The sequence below is a fragment of the Blautia difficilis genome (genome assembly GCF_014297245.1).
GTDB classification, from domain to species: domain Bacteria; phylum Bacillota; class Clostridia; order Lachnospirales; family Lachnospiraceae; genus Blautia_A; species Blautia_A difficilis.
In genome coordinates this window covers 17,016-36,763 of sequence record NZ_JACOQG010000026.1, presented here as the reverse complement: position 1 = coordinate 36,763, position 19,748 = coordinate 17,016, and the positions used below count along the sequence as shown (strand labels likewise).

The window sequence follows — 19,748 nt, the reverse complement described above, 5'->3', positions numbered from 1 at the left end:
TTTATAAATAAATACATTCAAATTTGAGTAGGCATACAGGAAAAAGTAGGGTAAAATAATGCATATGCTGAAAGAATGGGAGAAAAGATATGAGCATTGAATTAAATATTTTGGACTGGTTTCAGACTCTACACACGCCGTTTCTGGACAAATTGATGGTGTTTATTACGAGCTTGGGGAATGCAGGGATTATATGGATCGTGATGACGATAGTATTTCTTCTGATTCCTAAAATGAGAAAAACAGGTGCAGTTATGGCAGCTGCTTTGATAATAGATTTATTACTTTGCAATGTAATATTAAAAAATCTGGTTGCAAGGACAAGACCTTATGATGTAAATACAGGAGTGCAGCTTCTGGTATCCAGACTTCATGATTATTCTTTTCCGTCAGGACATACAGCAGCGGCATTTGCTTCAGTAACTGCTTTATATCTGGCAGGAGAAAAGAAGCTGTGGAAACCGGTTCTGGTTCTTGCCTGTCTGATAGGAATATCAAGATTGTATTTGTATGTGCATTATCCCACAGATGTTCTTGGCGGAGCCCTGGCAGGCGCTATATCAGGATATCTGGGATATCGGTTCATCCAGGCCATTTTTTACAGAATAAAACAAGAAGGGGAGGGCCATGTCCGAAGTGAAGAATAAGAAAAAGAAATCCGGTATTATTCAGGTCAGTATTGGTGTTCTGGCAGTCATTCTGGCTATCCTTATTATTATAATGATGGTGATTGTCTCTGACATTCAGGGAACAGCCCGTGTTGTAAATTATACCGGTTTAGTCCGTGGAGAGACACAGAGGATCATCAAGCTGGAGGTCGCCGGGGAACAGGACGATGCAATGATTCAGGAAGTAAAGTCTTTCATTGATGGTCTGCGCAATGGAAATACGAAACTGAATCTGGTATATCTGAATGATACGGATTTTCAGAATAAAATGCAGGAACTGGACGAGGGATTTTCTGATCTGTATAAAGAAATCTGTTTAGGGCGGTCTGAAGGGTATGAAAAAACAGATATTATATCCAGAAGTGAGGATTTCTTTGTAATCTGTGATGAAGCAACAGGTCTGGCTGAAAAATATTCGCAGAAAAAAGCCACATCTTTATCATTGCTTGAAAAATATATCACAGCAGATATTGTTGTATTGATGCTGCTGATCGGATATGAGTTTATCAAAGCGATACAATATGCTGCAATGAACCGTCTGTTGCAGCGAAAGGTATATCTGGATGATGCGACAGGACTTCCGAACAAAAATAAATGTGAAGAATTACTGAGTGAGGAAGAACCGGATGCAGATACCGGTGTCTGCAGTTTTGATCTTAATAATCTCCGGCGTATTAATGACAGCAGAGGACATGAAGCCGGTGATGCCTATATCCGTAGATTTGCTATCTGCCTGCGGGATTCCATGCCGGCTGAGCAGTTTGTGGGAAGAGCAGGTGGAGATGAGTTTCTTGCAGTTACCCATGGACTGGACAGGGAACAGATGACACAGTGCCTTGAAAAGGTGCGCAGAGATATGGCAGAGGAATCCAGAGTGTATCCGGATACTCCCTTAAGCTATGCGGTGGGATTTGCACTGGCCGGCGATTTTCCCGGAAGTACAATGAGAGAACTGTTTAACTGCGCAGACAAAAACATGTATATCAATAAGAATCATGTGAAACGGGAAGAGGCTGCAGCAGAAAAGAATCAGGGATATCAGCTGTTAAAACTGCTTAATCAGCACGGTAGTAATTTCTCAGACTGTCTGTACTGTGATGCCAGGATGGATACCTATCGGGCGATTCGTTCCAGCGAGAATTTTTTCCTGGCTTCTGACGGTGCATATTCCGGAGCAGTGGAACAGATCATAGAGGAACAGGTTGAAAGTTCCTGTCAGGCAGATATCCGTGAAGGGCTGCAGATTTCGGAGCTTCAAAAGAAGATGCATGCGAAGAAAGATGTGCTGGAATATGAGTATAATATCGGAAAACAGGGGGCATATAACCGCCTGACACTGATTCCGGTGGACTGGGATGAGGACAAAAAGCTGCATCATTTTCTTCTGGCATTTGAAACCATCCGAAAGACTTCTGAAGGCCAGACAGGTGCAAAAGAGCAGCTGCAGCTTTATTATGAACAGCTGAAACAGTCAATCCTGGAAAATGACAGCTATGTGGATGCACTTCTGGAATTATCAGATGTGATCTATACAGTAAATCTGACAAAGGATGTTCTGGAAAGAAGAATCGTACTGAATGGAAAAGAACAGAAGAGCAGGGAGCTTTTTATGGATTATCCGCTTCCGTACTCTTATCAGGATTACTGCTGGGAATATGAGAAAAGAATCACCCAGGAAACAATTGCCGGTTACTGTATGACAGATAATTGCGAAAAGCTTCGTAAGAGATTTGAGAACGGAGAAACAAATATGTCTGTGGAATATTGTGCCCGCGAAGACGATGGAAGTATCCGCTGGGTACAGAAAACAGTGCTTATGACCAGGATGGTAGTGTTTGATACAGAAATCCTTGCTGAGGTCCCTATGATCTATGCAATCATTCTGCTGCAGGATACCACACAGAGACATGAACGGGATGAACAGGAACAGGCACGTCTTCAGGCTGCATTCAATGAGATGCGTGCCGAGAGCAGGGCAAAAACCAAGTTCCTCAGCCGTATGAGCCATGATATCAGAACACCTTTGAATGGTATTATTGGTCTGTTAAAGATTGATGAGACCCATTTTGAGGATAAGGCACTGATACAGGAAAATCATAAAAAGATGAAGATAGCAGCGGATTATTTGCTTTCCCTTATCAATGATGTTTTGCAGATGAGTAAAATAGAGGAAGGTCATATTGTTCTGACTCATGAATATATCTGTCTCAAAGATCTGGTCTATGAGATTGAGAGCATTATCACTCACAGGGCAGCAGATGAGGATATTCAGTGGATTTATGAGAAAAATAAGGAGGATATTCCTTATCCTTATGTCTATGGAAGCTCACTGTATCTTCGCCAGATTTTTCTGAATATCTATGGAAACTGTATTAAGTATAACCGGCCGGGAGGAAAGATCACTACAGTAATGGAGGCTGCAGATGTACATGATGGAATCTGTACATACAGATGGACGATTTCTGATACAGGTATAGGGATGAGTCCGGAGTTCCTGAGTCATATTTTTGATCCGTTCTCACAGGAAAAAACAGATGCCCGGAGTGTTTATCAGGGAACCGGTCTGGGAATGGCGATCACTAAAGGCTTGATTGAGCAGATGAATGGAAGTATTGAAGTGACAAGTCAGGTGGGAGTTGGATCTGTGTTTGTCATTGCCATTCCCTTTGAGATTGCCCAGGAACAGAAAAAGGATAAGGAAATTGCAGAGAAATATGATATTCGTGGATTGCATCTGCTGGCAGCTGAGGACAATGAGCTTAATGCAGAAATCGTAGAAATGCTGCTGACAGATGACGGTGCCAAGGTTACAGTTGCAAAAAACGGCAGACAGGCAGTGGAGCACTTCGAAAGTAATCCTCCGGGAACCTTTGATGCCATATTGATGGATGTCATGATGCCTGTTATGGATGGGATTGCAGCAACAAAAGCCATACGTGCCATGGACAGGGCGGATGCAAAAACAATTCCGATCATTGCAATGACTGCAAATGCATTTGAGGAAGATGCAAAAAGATGTCTTGCAGCCGGCATGACCGCACATCTGGCAAAACCATTTCAGATAGAGGATGTGGAGAAGACCATTGTGGAGTGTTGCGGAAAGTAATGTTATCTGCAAGGTCTGTTGTCATCAGTAAATTATCAGAAGCAGAGTTAAAAGTCCGGATGACGAAAATATGAGTAGAGAAAGGCGTGAGACATAAAAATATGGCTTGCGTCTTTTTCCGTTTGGAAAGGTAAAAAAATGTATATGTTTTGTCATAATTTGACGTATGGAAAAAGAAAGCAGGGGTTGTTATTATATTGTTAACAAAAGAAGTACTTCTAAAATGACAAAAGGACAAAGCAGGTAAAAGAAAGGAGTTTTTATGAGGAAAAAGATGATTAGCCTGATGATGACAGTCGCTATGGGGACAGTCATGATTAGTGGAGCAACAGTTGTAAAAGCGGATTCAGACGAAAAAGAAACCGTTAAATTAGCGGTGTGGTCTTCTGGAGCAGCAGATAATTTTCAGAAAGGTGCAGATGAATTTAATAAGCGCCAGGATAAAATTAATTTTGTAGTTGAAATGCAATCAGGAGATTATAGCCAATATCTTGGAGCAAAGGTGGCATCTAATGATCTTCCGGATATGTTTTTCCTGAATCCATATGCACAGGTGCAGCAGTTTGCAGCAACAGACAGAATTGTGGATTTGAGCGAGGAAGGATTTGCAACAAAGATTTATGATTCTGTAAAAGATGCATGTAGCTATGATGGAAAAATTTATGCGTATCCAATGGCTCTGGAAATGCTGGGAGTTTATTATAATCAGGAGTTATTTGAAAAGGCCGGAATTACAGAAGTACCGAAAACATTCTCACAAATGAAAGAAGTATGTGAAAAACTTCAGGCAAGTGGTATTACACCATTTGCGGCTACCTATAAAGATGCATGGACATTGAATCATTTATTTAGCTGTCTGCAGGGAGCCGCAGTTGGAGACTATGAGTCATGGGTTGCAGATATGAATGCAGGAAAAGGAAGTTTCAGGAATGATAATTCTTCACTTGAATTTGATTTTATGGATATGATGAAAGAAAATTCCGGTGGAAATTATATGGATGCAGATTCCACATCAGGATTTAATGCATTTGCATCAGGTGAAGCTGCTATGATTGTGACCGGAGAATTTTCTCTTCTGAATGCACAAAGTATTAATCCGGATTTACAGGTTGGTCTGTTTGGAGTACCACTTACAGAAAATGAGGAAGATGCAAAACTTGATGTAGATGTAGGAATTTGTATTGCAGTAAATCAGAATACTCCACATCTGGATGCAGTGCGTGAGGTTCTGAATTATCTGAGTGATAACACAGATGAAAATGGATGGATGCATTATAGTGCTGATTCGATGGGCGCAGCACCACCTGCAATGGATTTTACAATGTCAACAGAATATCAGTATTTCGAAGATTATAAAAATTATATGTCAAATAACCAGACAAGACCATGGGTATACTCACAGCTTGAGTCAGGCGCTGGCGATATGATTGGGCCGGTAATTCAGGGATATTTTGCCGGAACAACGGATATGGACACTACTTTAGATCAGTTAGATTCGAAGTTTTCAGAGCTTCTTGAGTAAAGTAAAATCGGGAAATGTATAAGTGGTAACAGAAGCTTCTGCAGAAATGTTGCAGAAGCTTTTGTTATCAGAAAGGAAGATGATTTTATGTTGGATTGTTGTAAAAAAAATAAATGGTTTTATTTTGGCCTTACGATTCCGTCGATGTTATTATACGTTCTTGCGCTTGCAGGTCCATTGCTTTTAGGAACACTTCCGGCGTCTTTTTATAATTGGAATTTAATAAAAGGAAATAAAGATTTTGTCGGTCTGGGAAATTACACTAAGCTTCTTGGAGACGAGACATTTATTCATTCTGTGGTATTTACTTTAATTCTAGCGGTAATATCAATTTTAATGTCAAATTTGATCGGCTTTGTAATAGCATATTTTTTAGATTCAAATGTACGGTGTAAAGGCGTAATACGTTCTTTGTTTTTTATTCCTAATATTATCAGTGGTGTAATGGTTTCTTTTGTATGGTCTTTTATTTTTACAGGAGCCATTCCAAATCTGGCCAAAATTTTGCATATAGATGCATTGGCTAATATCAGCTGGTTTGGAAATGCAGGTACTGCGGCTTTTACAGTTATTTTAGTAACAACATGGCAGTCTACCGGTTTTCTTATGATGTTATATATTACAGGATTGCAGACAATACAAAAAGATGTGTTGGAAGCAGCTGTTCTGGATGGATGTACAGGAATTAAGAAAATTATTTATATCCAATTGCCATTGTTAATGCCGACAATTACAATTAATCTCTTTGTATCAATTGCAGGAGCTTTCAAAGCATTTGACATTCCGTTATCACTGACTGGTGGAGGTCCGGCAAATAGTACACAGACAATTGCACTGAACATATATAATGATGCATTTGGTTCGTTTAAAATGGGATATGGCTCTGCAAAATCTATAATACTGTTTTTACTGGTAGGTATTATTGCATTGATTCAGCTTAAGATTACTAGAAAAAGGGAGGTACAGATGTAAAGTGGAAAAAGAAGGAATGAATAAAACAGTAGTTTTAAAAAGTATTTTGTGGCTGTGCCTTGGAATTATCTTTATACTTCCAGTTTTTCTTATTATCATGAATGCGTTTAAACCGAATAATGATATATTAACCTCATTTATCTCATTTCCAAAAAGTTTATATCTGGAAAATTTTTCTGAAGCAATGCGGATTATGAACTTTTGGACAGTATTTCGCAATACGCTGTTTGTGACGGTATGTACTGTTATAGTTGCCAGTGCCGTGTCTTTTATGAGTGCATATGGAATTTCACATCTTCCTCAAAAGACAGGTGACAAATTATACACATTGTTTGTAGTAGGACAGATTATTCCATTTCATGCAGTTATGATTGCAATTTCTATGTTATCTACAAAACTGGGACTGACTAATACGCATTTAGGACTGATTATATTTTATAGTGGGTTTTATACATCATTTGGTGTTATGACATATGTTGGTTTTCTGAAGAGTATGCCAAGAGAGTTGGAAGAAGCTGCTGCAATTGATGGTGCGGGACCTTTCAGAACAATGGTGCAGATTATTTTGCCACTGGTAAAATCCACAACAGTGACAATTGGCATTTTGTTTTTCCTTTGGACATGGAATGATTTGTTACTTCCAAGTATTATGATCAGTGATGTGAACCTTCGTACAATTACAGTCAATTTATATATGTTTAAATCTTCTACTAATGCTCAATGGAATCTTTTGATTGCAGGATTAGTTGTAAGTATGATACCAATTATAATTATTTATATTGTAGGACAGAAACATATTACAAGCGGTTTAACAGCGGGTGCAGTAAAATAAAAAAGACAGGAGAAGTAAAGATGAGTACATTTTATGAAGATAATATGAACATAAAAAAGATAAACGGTTTTACACTTCAGCAGGTATCAAGGGATGTATGGGCAATTGATGAGTTTGGTATAGATATTATGTATTTGATTATTGGAACGGAAAGAGCCCTATTGATTGATACTGGTATTGGAATAGGAAATATACGGTCAGTAGTAGAAACAATGACTCATCTGCCTTATGATGTAGTAAATACGCATCATCATTATGATCATGTGGGTGGAAATGGGCGCTTTTCAATGGTTTATGCACATAAAAAAGCAATCCCGGTTATTCAGGAACAGAATAATCTGCAGTCACGTAAGGAATTTTTCCGTTCACAGGAAGCCCGTCCAGAATACAATTATGAAGCAAGCCTGGAATTTGATGCATCAATTATGGGTGACTTTGAGATGAAAGGAATAGAAGAAGGATTTGTTTTCCATCTTGGAAATAGAGATTTGGAGGTTTTGGATACACCAGGACATACTAAGGATGGAATTTGTTTATTAGACAGAAAATACAGATTGCTATTTTCCGGAGATACTGTTGTAAGTACGCCAGTATTGATGTTTGATACGTTTTCTGATACAATGAGTACATATCTGGAATCATTGAAAAAATTAGCTCAATTAAGAAATTCATATGAACTTATTTTTCCGGGTCATTATCTCCGACCGATCGGAAGCATCTATATAGATGACCAGATTGCCTGTATTCAGGAAATATTAGAAAAGCATTTGCTTGGAGAAAAAGAAGAGTGTGGTATGACAAAGAGCGAAGTGTATTTTTACCAAAAGGCTTTAGCTTCTGTGTTATATACAGAAGATAGAATCTGCTGAATCAATCTCCGGTATAGACGCATGATGTATGCGCTATATCGGGGATTCCTGTTTGTAAGAGAGGTACTAAAAAGAGATGAAGGAAAAAAAGGACGATTATATAAGTTTTATGGAAAATTAACGATTCGAAATAAATTACTTATTTCCTGTCTCCCATTTGTTGTTTTAGGGTATTTTTTTATTTTTTATAGTACTACAGTTATTATGTTTGATCAGATGAAGCAGATGGTATATGATCAGACAGAACAAAATGTTATGGAAAAAAAGAAGCTGGTTAATACATTATTAGATAATTATAATCAGGCTACCATAAAATTTTTATATTATACAGATGAAGTGCAGGAATATTTAAATACCCGTCAGAGTGTATTAAGCATTGAAGAGCAGGAAAAACTGACTGATATGATTTCTTATCAGATAGGATCTCTTATTACAAATAATCAGGATGCGTTAATGAATGTGTGTATTTATAATAAGTTTAACGAATTATATATTAATAATGCAATTTATTATAATACAATAGAACAGACAAATGATTTTGCAGAAATACTGAAAGAAGCAGCAGAAGAAAAGCATGGAAAGCCGGTGCTTCGTATAAATCCCGTGCGGAAAAATATGATTACTTTTGCAAGAAATATCTCCGTTCCCCAAATAGAAAAAAGTGATGAAAAAATCGGATTTCTGATGATGGATATTGATAAAACGGGTATGGAAAAAATTATACAGACAGGAGAGGATAGAGATGTGAACGCTATTCTCATATTGGATTCGGAAAATAATATCCTGGTCAATGGTTCAAATTTACCTGATGATAAATGTAAAACCATTTTGAAAGAACCATCCGGAAATTATAAAATTATCAGATATAATCTTCAATATGATGGGTGTAGCCTTGTAGGAATTTTGGATAAAAATCTGCTTTTTAAGAGTGTACATAAAATTTTCTTCAAAGAGATGTTGATGATTTTGGCTGCAATTTCAATTATTGCAATTGCATTATTCATAACTGCGGCTAAAATTGCAGAACAGATTCAGAAATTTATTGTAAAATTACGCCAGACTACAGAGATAAATTCCAATGCGTATGTTGAGGTTGATTCCAATGACGAATTTAGAGAATTGGCAAATGTTTATAATGCGATGTTGGAAAGAATTGATTTGCTGATTCAGCAGGTATATAAACAACAGTTGTTAATGAAAGATGCCCAGATTGAATCTCTTCAGGCTCAGATTAACCCACACTTTCTATATAATACATTAGACTGTATTAATAGTCTTGCTGATATGGGGAAGACTGCGGAAGTTAAAAAGACGGTAACGTCTCTTGGAAGCATTATGAGAATGTCCATTAAAGGGGCGCAGTTTTTAAAGATTGAAGAAGAATTAAAGTATGTAAATCAATATTTGTATATTCAGAAAATGCGCTTTCAGGAACATATTATCTGTCTGGTAGAAATACCGGAACAATTATATGAATATTACATTCCAAAGCTGATGATACAGCCACTTTTGGAAAATGCAATTGTCCATGGGGTTTCAGAATTGAAAGAAACAGGAATGATAGCAGTAACCGGGAAGGAAACGGAAGATGCAATTTATATTACTGTAAAAGATAATGGAAATGGGATGCCGGAAACTATTATCAGACAGTTGGAAGAAATAAGAGAAAATGGAATACTGAAAGAGAAGGAACACATTGGTATCTTTAATATTCAGCAAAGACTTTTGCTGCTGTATGGAAAAGAATATGGTTTGACTGTGGAACGTGTAAAGCCATCGGGGACAGCAGTAACCATCTGTATTCCCAAAACAAAGGGGGAAAAAGGATATGAAAGTGGTAATTATAGATGATGAACCATTGATATCAGACAAATTAAAAAGAATCATGGAAACGGGATTACGGGGTATGCATACGGTTTGTGCTTTTGCAGATGCACAGACGGCATTGGATTATATTGAACAGGAAAAACCTGGGGTTATTTTGACAGATATTCGTATGCCGGGCATCACTGGAATCGAGTTGGCAAAGCAGATTAATCAAATGGATTATGGAGCAAAAATTGTTTTTCTGACTGGATATGCAGAGTTTGAATATGCCAGATATGGAATAGAGTATAAAGTTTTTGACTATCTTTTAAAGCCCGTAGATGAACAGGAAGCAATCAAGTGCATAAATCGAGCGATTAGTGCATTTCATGCAGAACAAAAACATACGGAAATGTATCAGATTTTCCAGGATTATTTTGTCAAAAATCAGGAGCTGATCAGACAACAATTTGTGGAAAAACTCTTTTTTCAACCTGTAATTTTTTCAGAAAAACAGATGGAACTGCAAAAGCAGAAGCTGCGGATTGCAATAAACGGATATAGGGTGGTGGCTGTTACATATGACAGGAATCGTATGCCTTTGGAAGAAGAGAGCTATTATAGTTATATAATCCATGAATTCTTTCTGAAAAAATTTAAAGAGATACTGGCATTGGAACATGGTGGTATCTTTTATATGATCTGGCCAACAGAAGAAAAAATACTGTGGAAATTCTGCAGTAAATTAGAGCTGATCAGAAGAGAACTGGCCCAGTTGCAGCCAATGGATTGTATGATAGCTGTCAGTCATTATTCTGAAAATCTGTCTGATATCCAACAGATGAAAAAGGAAGTGTTGAAATGTCTGGAATACGGAAAAGATACAGGATGTATGCAGCTGCTTTCATATCAGGATTTACCGATGGAATACAGGGAAAATGACTTTTTCGATGTTACAGAAGCAATTACAGAACTGATCAGATATCTTCGCTCTGGTAATAAGAAAAAAATACTCGAACAGATGCAGAAGATCATCGATGAGACAGAGAAAGAGACAGAGAAATATTTTAACAATATCATGGAGTTGATAGGTGCCAATATATTTTTATTTCTTTCAGGAATTCCATTGGATAAGGAAAGCAAAGATAAGATTACGGAATCGTTTGAGCAGCAGATTCATGTACAATCGGAAAGAAAGACAAAAGCAGACTATATGAAGTATTGGCTGGAGTATATTGCAGATAATATTCAAAGTATGCATAATAATGACCAGGATCAGCTAATCCAGCAAATTTATAAATATCTGAATGATAACTTTTCACAACCAATCGGTCTGACAAATGTTTCAGAACATGTAAACAGAAATCCCTCGTATATCAGTCGTTTTATCAAACAGGCTACCGGAAGAAAATTTTCTGAAATTCTTGTAGAACTGCGCTTGGAGGAGGCAAAAAAATTATTACGTTCCTCTAATTTAAAGATTACTCAGATAGCAGAACAGGTAGGATATCCCAATCTACAATATTTTACCCGGGTTTTTACTGGTCAGATGAATATGACACCGGCAGAGTATCGGAAAATTACAACTTATTTCTAAATATTACTATGTTGCAACTTTATACAGTATTTTATAAGTATAAGGACAGTCGACTCTATAATGGCAATCTTGCAACGCTACATACAAATAAATGTAAAGGCAAATGCAGTCCCTATATCTGTAAGCAGGAAAAAAAGAGATATAGAGGTTGCATTTATTTTTTTATTAAATCAAGTAAGCACACTGCGTGATTGCGAAAAGCAATAAGGTAAGCGCTTAGTTTTTAGGTATGATAGAAAAAAATCCCCGACTACTTTTCAGTAGCTGGAGCACCTTGACAATTCACATATGATTGATTTGATTCGGTGGCTACGCCGATTGACGACAACGCCGCAGATGAAAAATCAGACAAGTCAATATAGCAGTTACTTAATATTCGCTGTACTAGTGAGTTGACTTTTGTACTGATAAAAATAAAAATCAATAGTTTTGGGACTGCAATCCAAAAACTATTGATTTTTTTATCGTTTTTGGAATATAATTAATAAAAAAGAAAGGAAAATTATTATGATTATAGAAAGAAAAGAATATTTAGAAAAACTGATAGCCTGGAAAGATAAGCAGTTGATTAAAATTGTTACAGGTGTACGACGTTGTGGAAAATCTATGCTTCTGGAAATTTATCGCAATTATTTAAGAGAGCATGGGATTGAGGAAGAACAGATTATTTCTATTAATTTTGAAGATCTTGATTATGAAGAACTGACAGATTACAGGAAATTATATAAATATTTAAAGGAACGTCTGGTTGATGGAAAAATGACATATATTTTCCTTGATGAAATTCAGAATGTAACAGATTTTCCGAAAGTGCTAGACAGTCTTTATATTAAAAAAAACATAGATATTTATGTGACTGGTTCCAATGCATATATGTTGTCCAGTGAGATTGCAACTATGATTTCAGGAAGATATATTCAGATTGAAATGTTGCCGTTGTCTTTTAAGGAATATATGGAGAGTACTGGCAGTATGAATGACAGAGGAATCAAATATGCTGAGTATTTGCAGAATAGTTCATTTCCCTTTACACTGGAATTAAAAAATCAGCCAGATGAGATCAGAGATTATCTGGAAGGAATCTATAATACGATTGTTGTAAAGGATATTATAAACAGGAAAAAAATTACAGATACTATGATGCTTAAGAGTGTCTTAAGATTTGTGTTTGATAATATAGGAAATCCATTGTCATCAAAAAAAATTGCAGATACGATGACCTCAGAAGGGCGAAAAATTGATACAAAAACGGTGGAAAAATATCTAGAGGCTTATAGCGAGAGCTATATTATATATCAGGCAAAACGTTATAATATAAAGGGAAAACAATATTTAAAAACTCTTGAAAAATATTATATAGTTGATATTGGAATGAGGTATATGCTTTTAGGTTCGAGGCAGGCAGATGCAGGACATGTTCTGGAAAATATAGTCTATCTGGAATTGTTACGTCGAGGATATGATGTGTATGTTGGAAAAATCGATTCATATGAAGTGGATTTTGTGGCACAGAATAAAAAGGGAACAGTATATTTCCAGGTGGCACTGACTGTACGAGATGAAAATACACTTTTGAGAGAATTAAGACCATTACAGGCGATACGAGATCATTATCCAAAGATTATCTTAACAATGGATGAAGAACCAGAAGAACAATATGAGGGAATTCGACGTATTAATGCCAGAGACTGGTTATTGGGGATTGTAGACTGAACAATGTAAATTCATGGTAATAATATATAAAAATAGAATATACATTTGTTGTTTTAACCGAATCAAGTAAGTCCCCTGCTTCAACTGTGAAAAGCAATAAGCAGTGGGTGGGGATTTGCTTGTATCAGGAGGAGTGCAAGCTCCTTCTGATAAACTGCGAAGCAGTTATTCGGTTATGAGCAAGTAGCGAAGCGGATTGCGAATATCCGCTTGACTCTGGAAAAATAAACTATTGTGTTGTATTACGACGGATCAGTACAGGTGTAATTTGTTTGTGAATAGGTTCGCCCAATGGTTTGGGAGCACGCTTTTTCTGCTCATCCATCTGTCGGACCAGAAGATCCATGGCGGTTTTGGCAATTACATCAATCTGCTGGCCAACGGTTGTGATTGGAAGGATTGCCTCGCTGGCAATCGGGGAATTGTCAAATCCAACAATCTCATAAGTTGAAGGAAAAGTTCCGTATTTTTGGAAAATTAAATTAAGAAACATATTGGCATAGGTATCATTTGCAACAAAGATACCTTTTTTTTGATCTGGGTATTTTGCTTCTATCTTATTAAAAATTTCCCGGATTACATTTAAAATCTCATGATAAGAATTACCTTCTACACTCAGATCGATATCATATGGAACATGATATTCTTCACAAGTTTCCTGAAAGGCCCGGATGCGGTCATAAGCCGGGATGGATTTATCCACATTGACATTTATATGAATCAATATGTCACATTTATCCCGGATCAACAGGGAAGTAGCCTGAAGTGCACCCATATAGTTATCGGTATTGACACTGCTGATATGTTCTGCCTCACGCTCAATTGCGATGACAGGAATCTGATAGGAAGCGAGCTTCTCGGATGGAAGCGTGTGACTTAAAACAATCAGTCCCTCAATCTGATAAGATAGAAGTTCTTCAATGTACTGTTGTTCTTCTTCAGCTCCATGTTCGCTGACAAAAACAAGAAATTTATAATGATAATCTCTGTAGCTGGAAAGAAATTGTGTCAGCATCTCAGAATAATAATGCAGGTAGAGGTTTGGAATAATGATTCCGATAAATTCACTTTTTCCATTGGCCAGGACCTTTGCCAGCTTATTCTTTTTATATCCAAGTGTGTCAAGAGCCTGTGAAATCTTTTCCTGATTTTCTAAGGTAAGAGAATCAGGATGATTGAAGTATCTTGATATTGTAGTCTTTGAAAAATTTGTGTATTCTGCAATATCTGCAAAAGTTACCTGTTTTTTACTCATAAAAGTTGAATCTCCTTCAATGTGACGGCTAACGGTTTATAATATCCTTTAGTATAGCAATTCTTATGGAAAAACGCAATTGGAAAATAACCGATTACGTAACTGGTTATTTTAATGTATAAAAGTATTGACAGAGTGAGATGGATATAGTATTATCAAATTATAAAGTAACCGGTTACTTAACCGGTTTTGCACGAAAAGTTAAAGGAATGGAGGAAGTAATGCATGAAAAGAATGCAAAACCAAACAAAGTCCGTAAGCAAGCGAACCTGGAGAGAAAAGATGACTTATGTGAAGAAAAACTGGCAGTTATATCTATTCTTCCTGATGCCGGGACTTTTGCTGACAATTATTTTTAAGTATCTCCCGATGGGGGGGCTTTTGATTGCGTTTAAAGACTACAATGTAATCAAAGGAGTTCTTGGGAGTCCTTGGGTCGGACTTGAGTATTTCAGACGATTTTTATCTTCACCAGATTTCATGAACTATCTGATGAATACATTAAAATTGAGTATCTACGGATTGTTGTGGGGGTTCCCGGTTCCGATTATTCTTGCATTGCTTCTGAATCGTATCCGAAGGACAGGAATCAAGAAGAAAGTTCAGCTTTTGATCTATATGCCGAACTTTATTTCCGTCATCGTACTTTGTGGTATGGTTCGTATGCTTTTATCACCTGTAGGGCCGCTGAATAAAGTACTGGGAATCAGCACAAACTGGATGACAATGCCTTCTGCATTCCGGACAATCTATATTGCAAGCGGAATCTGGCAGGCGGCAGGATGGGCATCTATTATGTATACAGCAGCATTGGCGAATGCCAGCAAAGAGCTGGAAGAAGCAGCCATCATGGATGGAGCGAATCTTCTGCAGCAAATTTGGTATGTAGAGTTGCCTGCAATTAAAAATATTATTGTAATTCAGTTTATTTTACAGGCCGGAAATATTATGAGTATAGGTTTTGAAAAAGCTTATGCGTTACAGACAGATATGAACTTGCCGGCATCAGAAATCCTGTCTACATATGTATACCGTATCGGACTTTTGAATGGAGATTATGGATATTCTACAGCAGTAGGTCTTTTCAATTCTGTTATAAATGTTATCTTGCTGATTTTTGTAAACTGGGTTGTTAAGAAACTGAATGACGGAGAAGGATTATAGGAAAGAGGTAGAAAAGATGGAGAAAAAAAAGAAGAAAAAATATTCAAGGACAGACAAAGTAATCCTTGGAATCGGGTTTGCCATTCTTGGTGTATTCGTCCTTTCTATAGCAATACCGATTATCTACGTGGTATTAGCGTCCTTTATGGATCCGACTGTTTTGAATAACCAGGGATTGAGCTTTAAAATCAAGGACTGGACATTAGATGCCTATCGAAGAGTGTTACAGAATGAAATGATCTGGCGTGGATTTTTGAATTCTTTCCTGTATTCACTTGCATTTACAGTTATTTCCGTTTTCGTGACATTGCTGGCAGCATATCCGATGTCTAAAAAAGAATTTGTAGGAAGAAAATTTTTCAATATTATTTTCCTGATCACAATGTTCTTTGGGGGTGGAATGATTCCTACATTCATTTTGATCAATCAGCTGCACATGGTTAATACGGTGTGGGCAATCTTGATTCCGGGGGCATTTAATGTATGGAATATGATTCTTGCAAGAACTTATTATCAATCAATTCCGACAGAATTAAGAGAAGCATCTGCGATTGACGGGGCGAATGAGATCCAGCATTTCTTTAAAGTCATGATTCCGGTATGTAAGCCGATCATTGCAGTTCTGGCACTCTGGTCTTTCGTTGGAATGTGGAACAGTTATTTCGATGCAATGATTTATTTGAATGATGCAAATCTGCAGCCATTGCAGTTAGTGCTTCGTTCTATCCTGGTACAGAATACACCACAGCCGGGAATGATCGCCGATATCCAAAGCACGGCAGAAATGGCAAAAATAGCAGAACAGCTTAAATATGCAACCATTGTAGTATCAAGTTTACCACTGTTAGTAATGTACCCATTCTTCCAGAAATATTTTGACAAAGGAATTATGGTAGGATCGGTAAAAGGCTAATAAGAAAGGAACGATACAGATATGAAGAAAAGTAAAGTAAATGCATTACTTGCAATTGTACTATCTATGACGATGATGGTGGGAGTTGCAGGATGTGGAAAAGAGCAGCAGCTTGCAGCTGAAATTGATCCGGATACACCTGTATCGGAAGTGCAGTTTCCATTGAAGAAAACTGCAGAACTTTCCTTTATTACAAGTGCACCGGCTACATCAACACAGGAGCCAAATGAACGAGTGATCTTTCAGCGCATGGAAGAGCAGACCAATGTTCATATTGACTGGACTTGTTTTGTATCAGATCAGTTTTCTGATAAGAAAAACCTGGCACTTGCTCAGTTTGGAAATCTGCCGGATGGATTATTTAATGCCGGAATGAGTGATTACGATTTATTGCGTTATGCAAAGCAGGGAATTATCATTCCATTGGAAAATCTGATAGATAAATATATGCCGAATTTACAGGCGGTTTTTGAAAAATATCCGGAATACAGGACAATGTGTACAGCACCAGATGGACATATTTATTCATTTCCATGGATTGAGCAACTTGGAGCTGGGAAAGAAGCCATTCAGGCAATCGGAGATATTCCGTATATTAACAAAAAATGGCTGGATTATCTTGGACTTGAGATTCCGACAACAACAGATGAATTGGAACAGGTATTAATTCAGTTCCGTGATCATGCAGATGAACTTGAAAAAGAATTTTCCGTTGAAGGTGATGTGATCCCAATGTCATTTATTATCAATAATGGAGATCAGGATCCTGCAATTTTGATCAATGGATTTGGAGAAGGTTATGGAGATACAGGGGATCATTTTGCTGTAACGGATGAAGGAAAAGTTATTTACACGACGGTTCAGGAGGGTTATAAAGAAGGGATTGAATGGTTGCATAAGCTTGTAACAGAGGATCTGGTTGACCCGGAAGCATTTACACAAGAGTGGTCCACCTATGTGGCAAAAGGAAAGAATCATAGATATGGTCTCTGCTTTACATGGGATATTGCAAATATTGATAACAATGAAGATTATGTTATGCTGCCGGCTTTGACAGGACCGGATGGAATGAGAAATATCACAAGACAGAACAACAGCGAAACAAGCGGATTTGATCGTGGAAGATGTGTCCTTACATCCAGCTGTCGTGACACAGCACTTGCTGCCGCATGGATCGATCAGATGTATGCACCCCTTCAGTCACCACAGAATAACTGGGGAACTTATGGAGAAAAGGATTCTTTTAACATTTTTGAACTGTCCAAGAATAAAGATGGCGGAGAAATGCTGAAGCATATGGATCTTGGAACTCAGTCACCGGTAGAAGTACGTGAGGCACAATCTGTAAATGGTCCGCTTGCAGTACTGAATGAATATTATGATGTATATGTAACACAGCCAGAAGATGCAAAATGGCGTTTAGACAATATGCATGAAACTTATCTACAGGATATGAACAGCAAGTATGTTTATCCAAACGTCTTTATGAGCATTGATGATACCAATAAAGTATCTCAGTACGATACAGATATTAAAAAATATGCAGAGCAAAAGAAAGCAGACTGGATTTTGAATGGCGGAATTGAAAAAGAGTGGGATTCCTATCTAAAGAAAATGGAACAGTACGGACTTCCTGATTATCTTTCAATTAAACAGAAATACTTTGATCAGTATCAGGAGTCATTGAGTGAAAAAAAATAACGACACGAATAATAGGAGAATTCGCATGAGTGAGATGTTAGAAAAGGCTAGAAAATATGAAGATGAACAAGGAAAGCAGATAAAGGCAGAAGACAGACCGGTTTTTCATGTGAGTCCATATGTCGGATGGATGAATGATCCGAATGGTTTTTCATACTATCGGGGAGAGTATCATCTTTTTTATCAGTATCATCCATACGATACACACTGGAACAGTATGCATTGGGGGCATGTGGTTAGTAAGGATCTGCTTCACTGGGAATATCTTCCGGCAGCTTTGGCACCGGATGAAGATTATGATAAGATTGGATGCTTTTCAGGAAGTGCAACAGAGTTAGGAGACGGCAGACAGCTGCTTATCTATACTGCAGTGGATCAGGAGAAAATGGAAGATGGAACTGTAAGGGATATTCAGACACAGGCAGTGGCTGTTGGAGATGGAAGAGATTATAAGAAATATGAGAAGAATCCGGTTCTGACAGCCAAAGATCTTCCGGAAGGTGCAAGTAAAGTGGATTTCCGTGATCCAAAGATCTGGAAAGGAAAAGACGGGAACTTCTATTGTGTTATCGGAAGCAGACCGGCAGACGGAAGTGGACAGATTCTTCTTTATAGAAGCAAGAACGGATTTGAGTGGGAATTTGTCAGCATTCTTGCAGAAAATAAAAAACGTTTTGGAAAGATGTGGGAATGTCCGGATTTCTTTGAACTGGATGGGAAACACGTTCTTTTGACCAGTCCACAGGATATGCTGCCGGAAGGCTTGGAATATCATAACGGAAACGGTACTTTATGTATCATAGGAGAAATGGACAAGGATACATATACCTTAAAAGAGCAGTTTACGCAGTCTGTGGATTATGGAATTGATTTTTATGCAATGCAGACGTTGAAAGCCCCGGATGGCAGGAGAATTATGATTGGCTGGATGCAGAACTGGGACACCACTGCTTATCGTTGCAATGACTCAAAATGGTTTGCACAAATGAGTCTGCCGAGAGAATTATCTGTGAAAAACGGAAGACTTTATCAAACGCCGATCAAAGAACTCGATGAGATGCGAAAAGACAGAGTTGAGTACAACAATGTAGTAATAAATAATGATACGATCTCATTAGATAAAATCGAAGGACGAACCATAGACATGGAACTTGTGATACGTCCGGAAGATAAGGAAAATGTCTATAAGAAATTCGCATTACGTTTTGCACAGAATGAGAGGTTTCATACAGAATTGTGCTTCCGCCCGGATGAGTCTGTCCTGAAAATTGATAGAAAATTTTCAGGAAGTGAAAGAGCATTGGTTCATCAGAGAAGATGTCTGGTAAATGGAGATGCCGATGAATTAAAGCTTCGTGTGATTCTGGATAGATTCAGCGCAGAAATATTTATTAATGATGGCGAGCAGGTTATGTCGGTTGTCATATTTACAGAACAAGAGGCAAACGGGATTTCCTTCTTTGTTGAAGGTGCAGCTAAAATTGATGTAGTGAAATACGATCTGGTTTGAGAAATACATGATAAAACTTACATGGAGTTTGAAGACATATGGATAATGATGGGGGATTCCTGAAACGGGAATCCCCTTTGCAGTATAGGCGCATAGGGTATTGATGATAGAGGTAATATC

General features: G+C 37.6%; 15 protein-coding genes. 14 read left to right on the top strand and 1 reads right to left on the bottom strand.

Features of this window, described 5'->3' with window-relative positions; genetic code table 11:
- Positions 1-89 precede the first annotated feature (89 nt).
- The 9 genes from H8Z82_RS13535 (at position 90) to H8Z82_RS13495 (ending at position 13,085) form a co-directional block, all read left to right on the top strand.
- Complete coding sequence (locus tag H8Z82_RS13535) at positions 90-647, top strand: phosphatase PAP2 family protein (RefSeq protein WP_019160356.1); 558 nt, start codon at positions 90-92, stop codon at positions 645-647.
- Complete coding sequence (locus tag H8Z82_RS13530; RefSeq protein ID WP_207724678.1) at positions 628-3,774, top strand: response regulator; 3,147 nt, start codon at positions 628-630, stop codon at positions 3,772-3,774. The genes H8Z82_RS13535 and H8Z82_RS13530 overlap by 20 nt, the downstream gene beginning before the upstream one ends.
- 262 nt (positions 3,775-4,036) lie before the next feature.
- Positions 4,037-5,296, top strand: a complete 1,260-nt coding sequence (locus H8Z82_RS13525) for an ABC transporter substrate-binding protein (RefSeq protein ID WP_186995391.1) — start codon at positions 4,037-4,039, stop codon at positions 5,294-5,296.
- 87 nt (positions 5,297-5,383) lie between these two features.
- Positions 5,384-6,268 (top strand): carbohydrate ABC transporter permease, encoded by an 885-nt coding sequence (locus H8Z82_RS13520; protein WP_119254027.1) that lies wholly within the window; start codon positions 5,384-5,386, stop codon positions 6,266-6,268.
- A gap of 1 nt (position 6,269) precedes the next feature.
- Positions 6,270-7,100: a carbohydrate ABC transporter permease gene (locus tag H8Z82_RS13515; protein WP_330607974.1), complete on the top strand. Its 831-nt coding sequence runs from the start codon at positions 6,270-6,272 to the stop codon at positions 7,098-7,100.
- Positions 7,101-7,120: 20 nt separating this feature from the next.
- Positions 7,121-7,969 (top strand): MBL fold metallo-hydrolase, encoded by an 849-nt coding sequence (locus H8Z82_RS13510; protein ID WP_022380412.1) that lies wholly within the window; start codon positions 7,121-7,123, stop codon positions 7,967-7,969.
- Between the two features lie 204 nt (positions 7,970-8,173).
- Positions 8,174-9,820: a sensor histidine kinase gene (locus H8Z82_RS13505; RefSeq protein ID WP_243176483.1), complete on the top strand. Its 1,647-nt coding sequence runs from the start codon at positions 8,174-8,176 to the stop codon at positions 9,818-9,820.
- Complete coding sequence (locus H8Z82_RS13500) at positions 9,798-11,372, top strand: response regulator transcription factor (RefSeq protein ID WP_186995390.1); 1,575 nt, start codon at positions 9,798-9,800, stop codon at positions 11,370-11,372. The genes H8Z82_RS13505 and H8Z82_RS13500 overlap by 23 nt, the downstream gene beginning before the upstream one ends.
- 507 nt (positions 11,373-11,879) lie before the next feature.
- On the top strand, positions 11,880-13,085 hold the full coding sequence (locus H8Z82_RS13495) for an ATP-binding protein (RefSeq protein ID WP_186995389.1): 1,206 nt from the start codon (positions 11,880-11,882) through the stop codon (positions 13,083-13,085).
- A gap of 229 nt (positions 13,086-13,314) precedes the next feature.
- On the opposite strand, the gene H8Z82_RS13490 is transcribed toward H8Z82_RS13495, so the two are convergent.
- Positions 13,315-14,340, bottom strand: coding sequence for a LacI family DNA-binding transcriptional regulator (locus H8Z82_RS13490; RefSeq protein ID WP_186995388.1), 1,026 nt, complete (start codon positions 14,338-14,340; stop codon positions 13,315-13,317).
- Between the two features lie 140 nt (positions 14,341-14,480).
- Between H8Z82_RS13490 and H8Z82_RS17390 the strand changes: the two genes are divergently transcribed.
- Genes H8Z82_RS17390 through H8Z82_RS13470 form a run of 5 tightly spaced genes read left to right on the top strand, consistent with a single transcriptional unit; the run spans position 14,481 to position 19,628 of the window.
- Entirely contained in the window at positions 14,481-14,699 is a 219-nt protein-coding gene (locus H8Z82_RS17390) for a hypothetical protein (RefSeq protein WP_243176482.1), read from the top strand.
- A complete protein-coding gene (locus H8Z82_RS13485) occupies positions 14,623-15,504 on the top strand; it encodes an ABC transporter permease (protein WP_243176481.1) in 882 nt (293 codons plus the stop codon). The genes H8Z82_RS17390 and H8Z82_RS13485 overlap by 77 nt, the downstream gene beginning before the upstream one ends.
- Positions 15,505-15,520: 16 nt before the next feature.
- Entirely contained in the window at positions 15,521-16,417 is an 897-nt protein-coding gene (locus H8Z82_RS13480; RefSeq protein WP_186995386.1) for a carbohydrate ABC transporter permease, read from the top strand.
- A gap of 21 nt (positions 16,418-16,438) precedes the next feature.
- Entirely contained in the window at positions 16,439-18,118 is a 1,680-nt protein-coding gene (locus tag H8Z82_RS13475) for a type 2 periplasmic-binding domain-containing protein (RefSeq protein ID WP_186995385.1), read from the top strand.
- 25 nt (positions 18,119-18,143) lie between these two features.
- Entirely contained in the window at positions 18,144-19,628 is a 1,485-nt protein-coding gene (locus H8Z82_RS13470) for a glycoside hydrolase family 32 protein (protein WP_186995384.1), read from the top strand.
- Positions 19,629-19,748: the final 120 nt, after the last annotated feature.

Excerpts from the sequence above, each read along its gene's own strand:
- H8Z82_RS13480 (WP_186995386.1), top strand. The coding sequence starts at position 15,521 with ATGGAGAAAAAAAAGAAGAAAAAATATTCAAGGACAGACAAAGTAATC.
- H8Z82_RS13525 (WP_186995391.1), top strand. The coding sequence starts at position 4,037 with ATGAGGAAAAAGATGATTAGCCTGATGATGACAGTCGCTATGGGGACA.
- H8Z82_RS13490 (WP_186995388.1), bottom strand. The coding sequence starts at position 14,340 with ATGAGTAAAAAACAGGTAACTTTTGCAGATATTGCAGAATACACAAAT.
- H8Z82_RS13505 (WP_243176483.1), top strand. The coding sequence starts at position 8,174 with ATGTTTGATCAGATGAAGCAGATGGTATATGATCAGACAGAACAAAAT.
- H8Z82_RS13470 (WP_186995384.1), top strand. The coding sequence starts at position 18,144 with ATGAGTGAGATGTTAGAAAAGGCTAGAAAATATGAAGATGAACAAGGA.
- H8Z82_RS13500 (WP_186995390.1), top strand. The coding sequence starts at position 9,798 with ATGAAAGTGGTAATTATAGATGATGAACCATTGATATCAGACAAATTA.
- H8Z82_RS13530 (WP_207724678.1), top strand. The coding sequence starts at position 628 with ATGTCCGAAGTGAAGAATAAGAAAAAGAAATCCGGTATTATTCAGGTC.
- H8Z82_RS13535 (WP_019160356.1), top strand. The coding sequence starts at position 90 with ATGAGCATTGAATTAAATATTTTGGACTGGTTTCAGACTCTACACACG.
- H8Z82_RS13520 (WP_119254027.1), top strand. The coding sequence starts at position 5,384 with ATGTTGGATTGTTGTAAAAAAAATAAATGGTTTTATTTTGGCCTTACG.
- H8Z82_RS17390 (WP_243176482.1), top strand. The coding sequence starts at position 14,481 with ATGGATATAGTATTATCAAATTATAAAGTAACCGGTTACTTAACCGGT.
- H8Z82_RS13475 (WP_186995385.1), top strand. The coding sequence starts at position 16,439 with ATGAAGAAAAGTAAAGTAAATGCATTACTTGCAATTGTACTATCTATG.
- H8Z82_RS13495 (WP_186995389.1), top strand. The coding sequence starts at position 11,880 with ATGATTATAGAAAGAAAAGAATATTTAGAAAAACTGATAGCCTGGAAA.
- H8Z82_RS13510 (WP_022380412.1), top strand. The coding sequence starts at position 7,121 with ATGAGTACATTTTATGAAGATAATATGAACATAAAAAAGATAAACGGT.
- H8Z82_RS13485 (WP_243176481.1), top strand. The coding sequence starts at position 14,623 with ATGACTTATGTGAAGAAAAACTGGCAGTTATATCTATTCTTCCTGATG.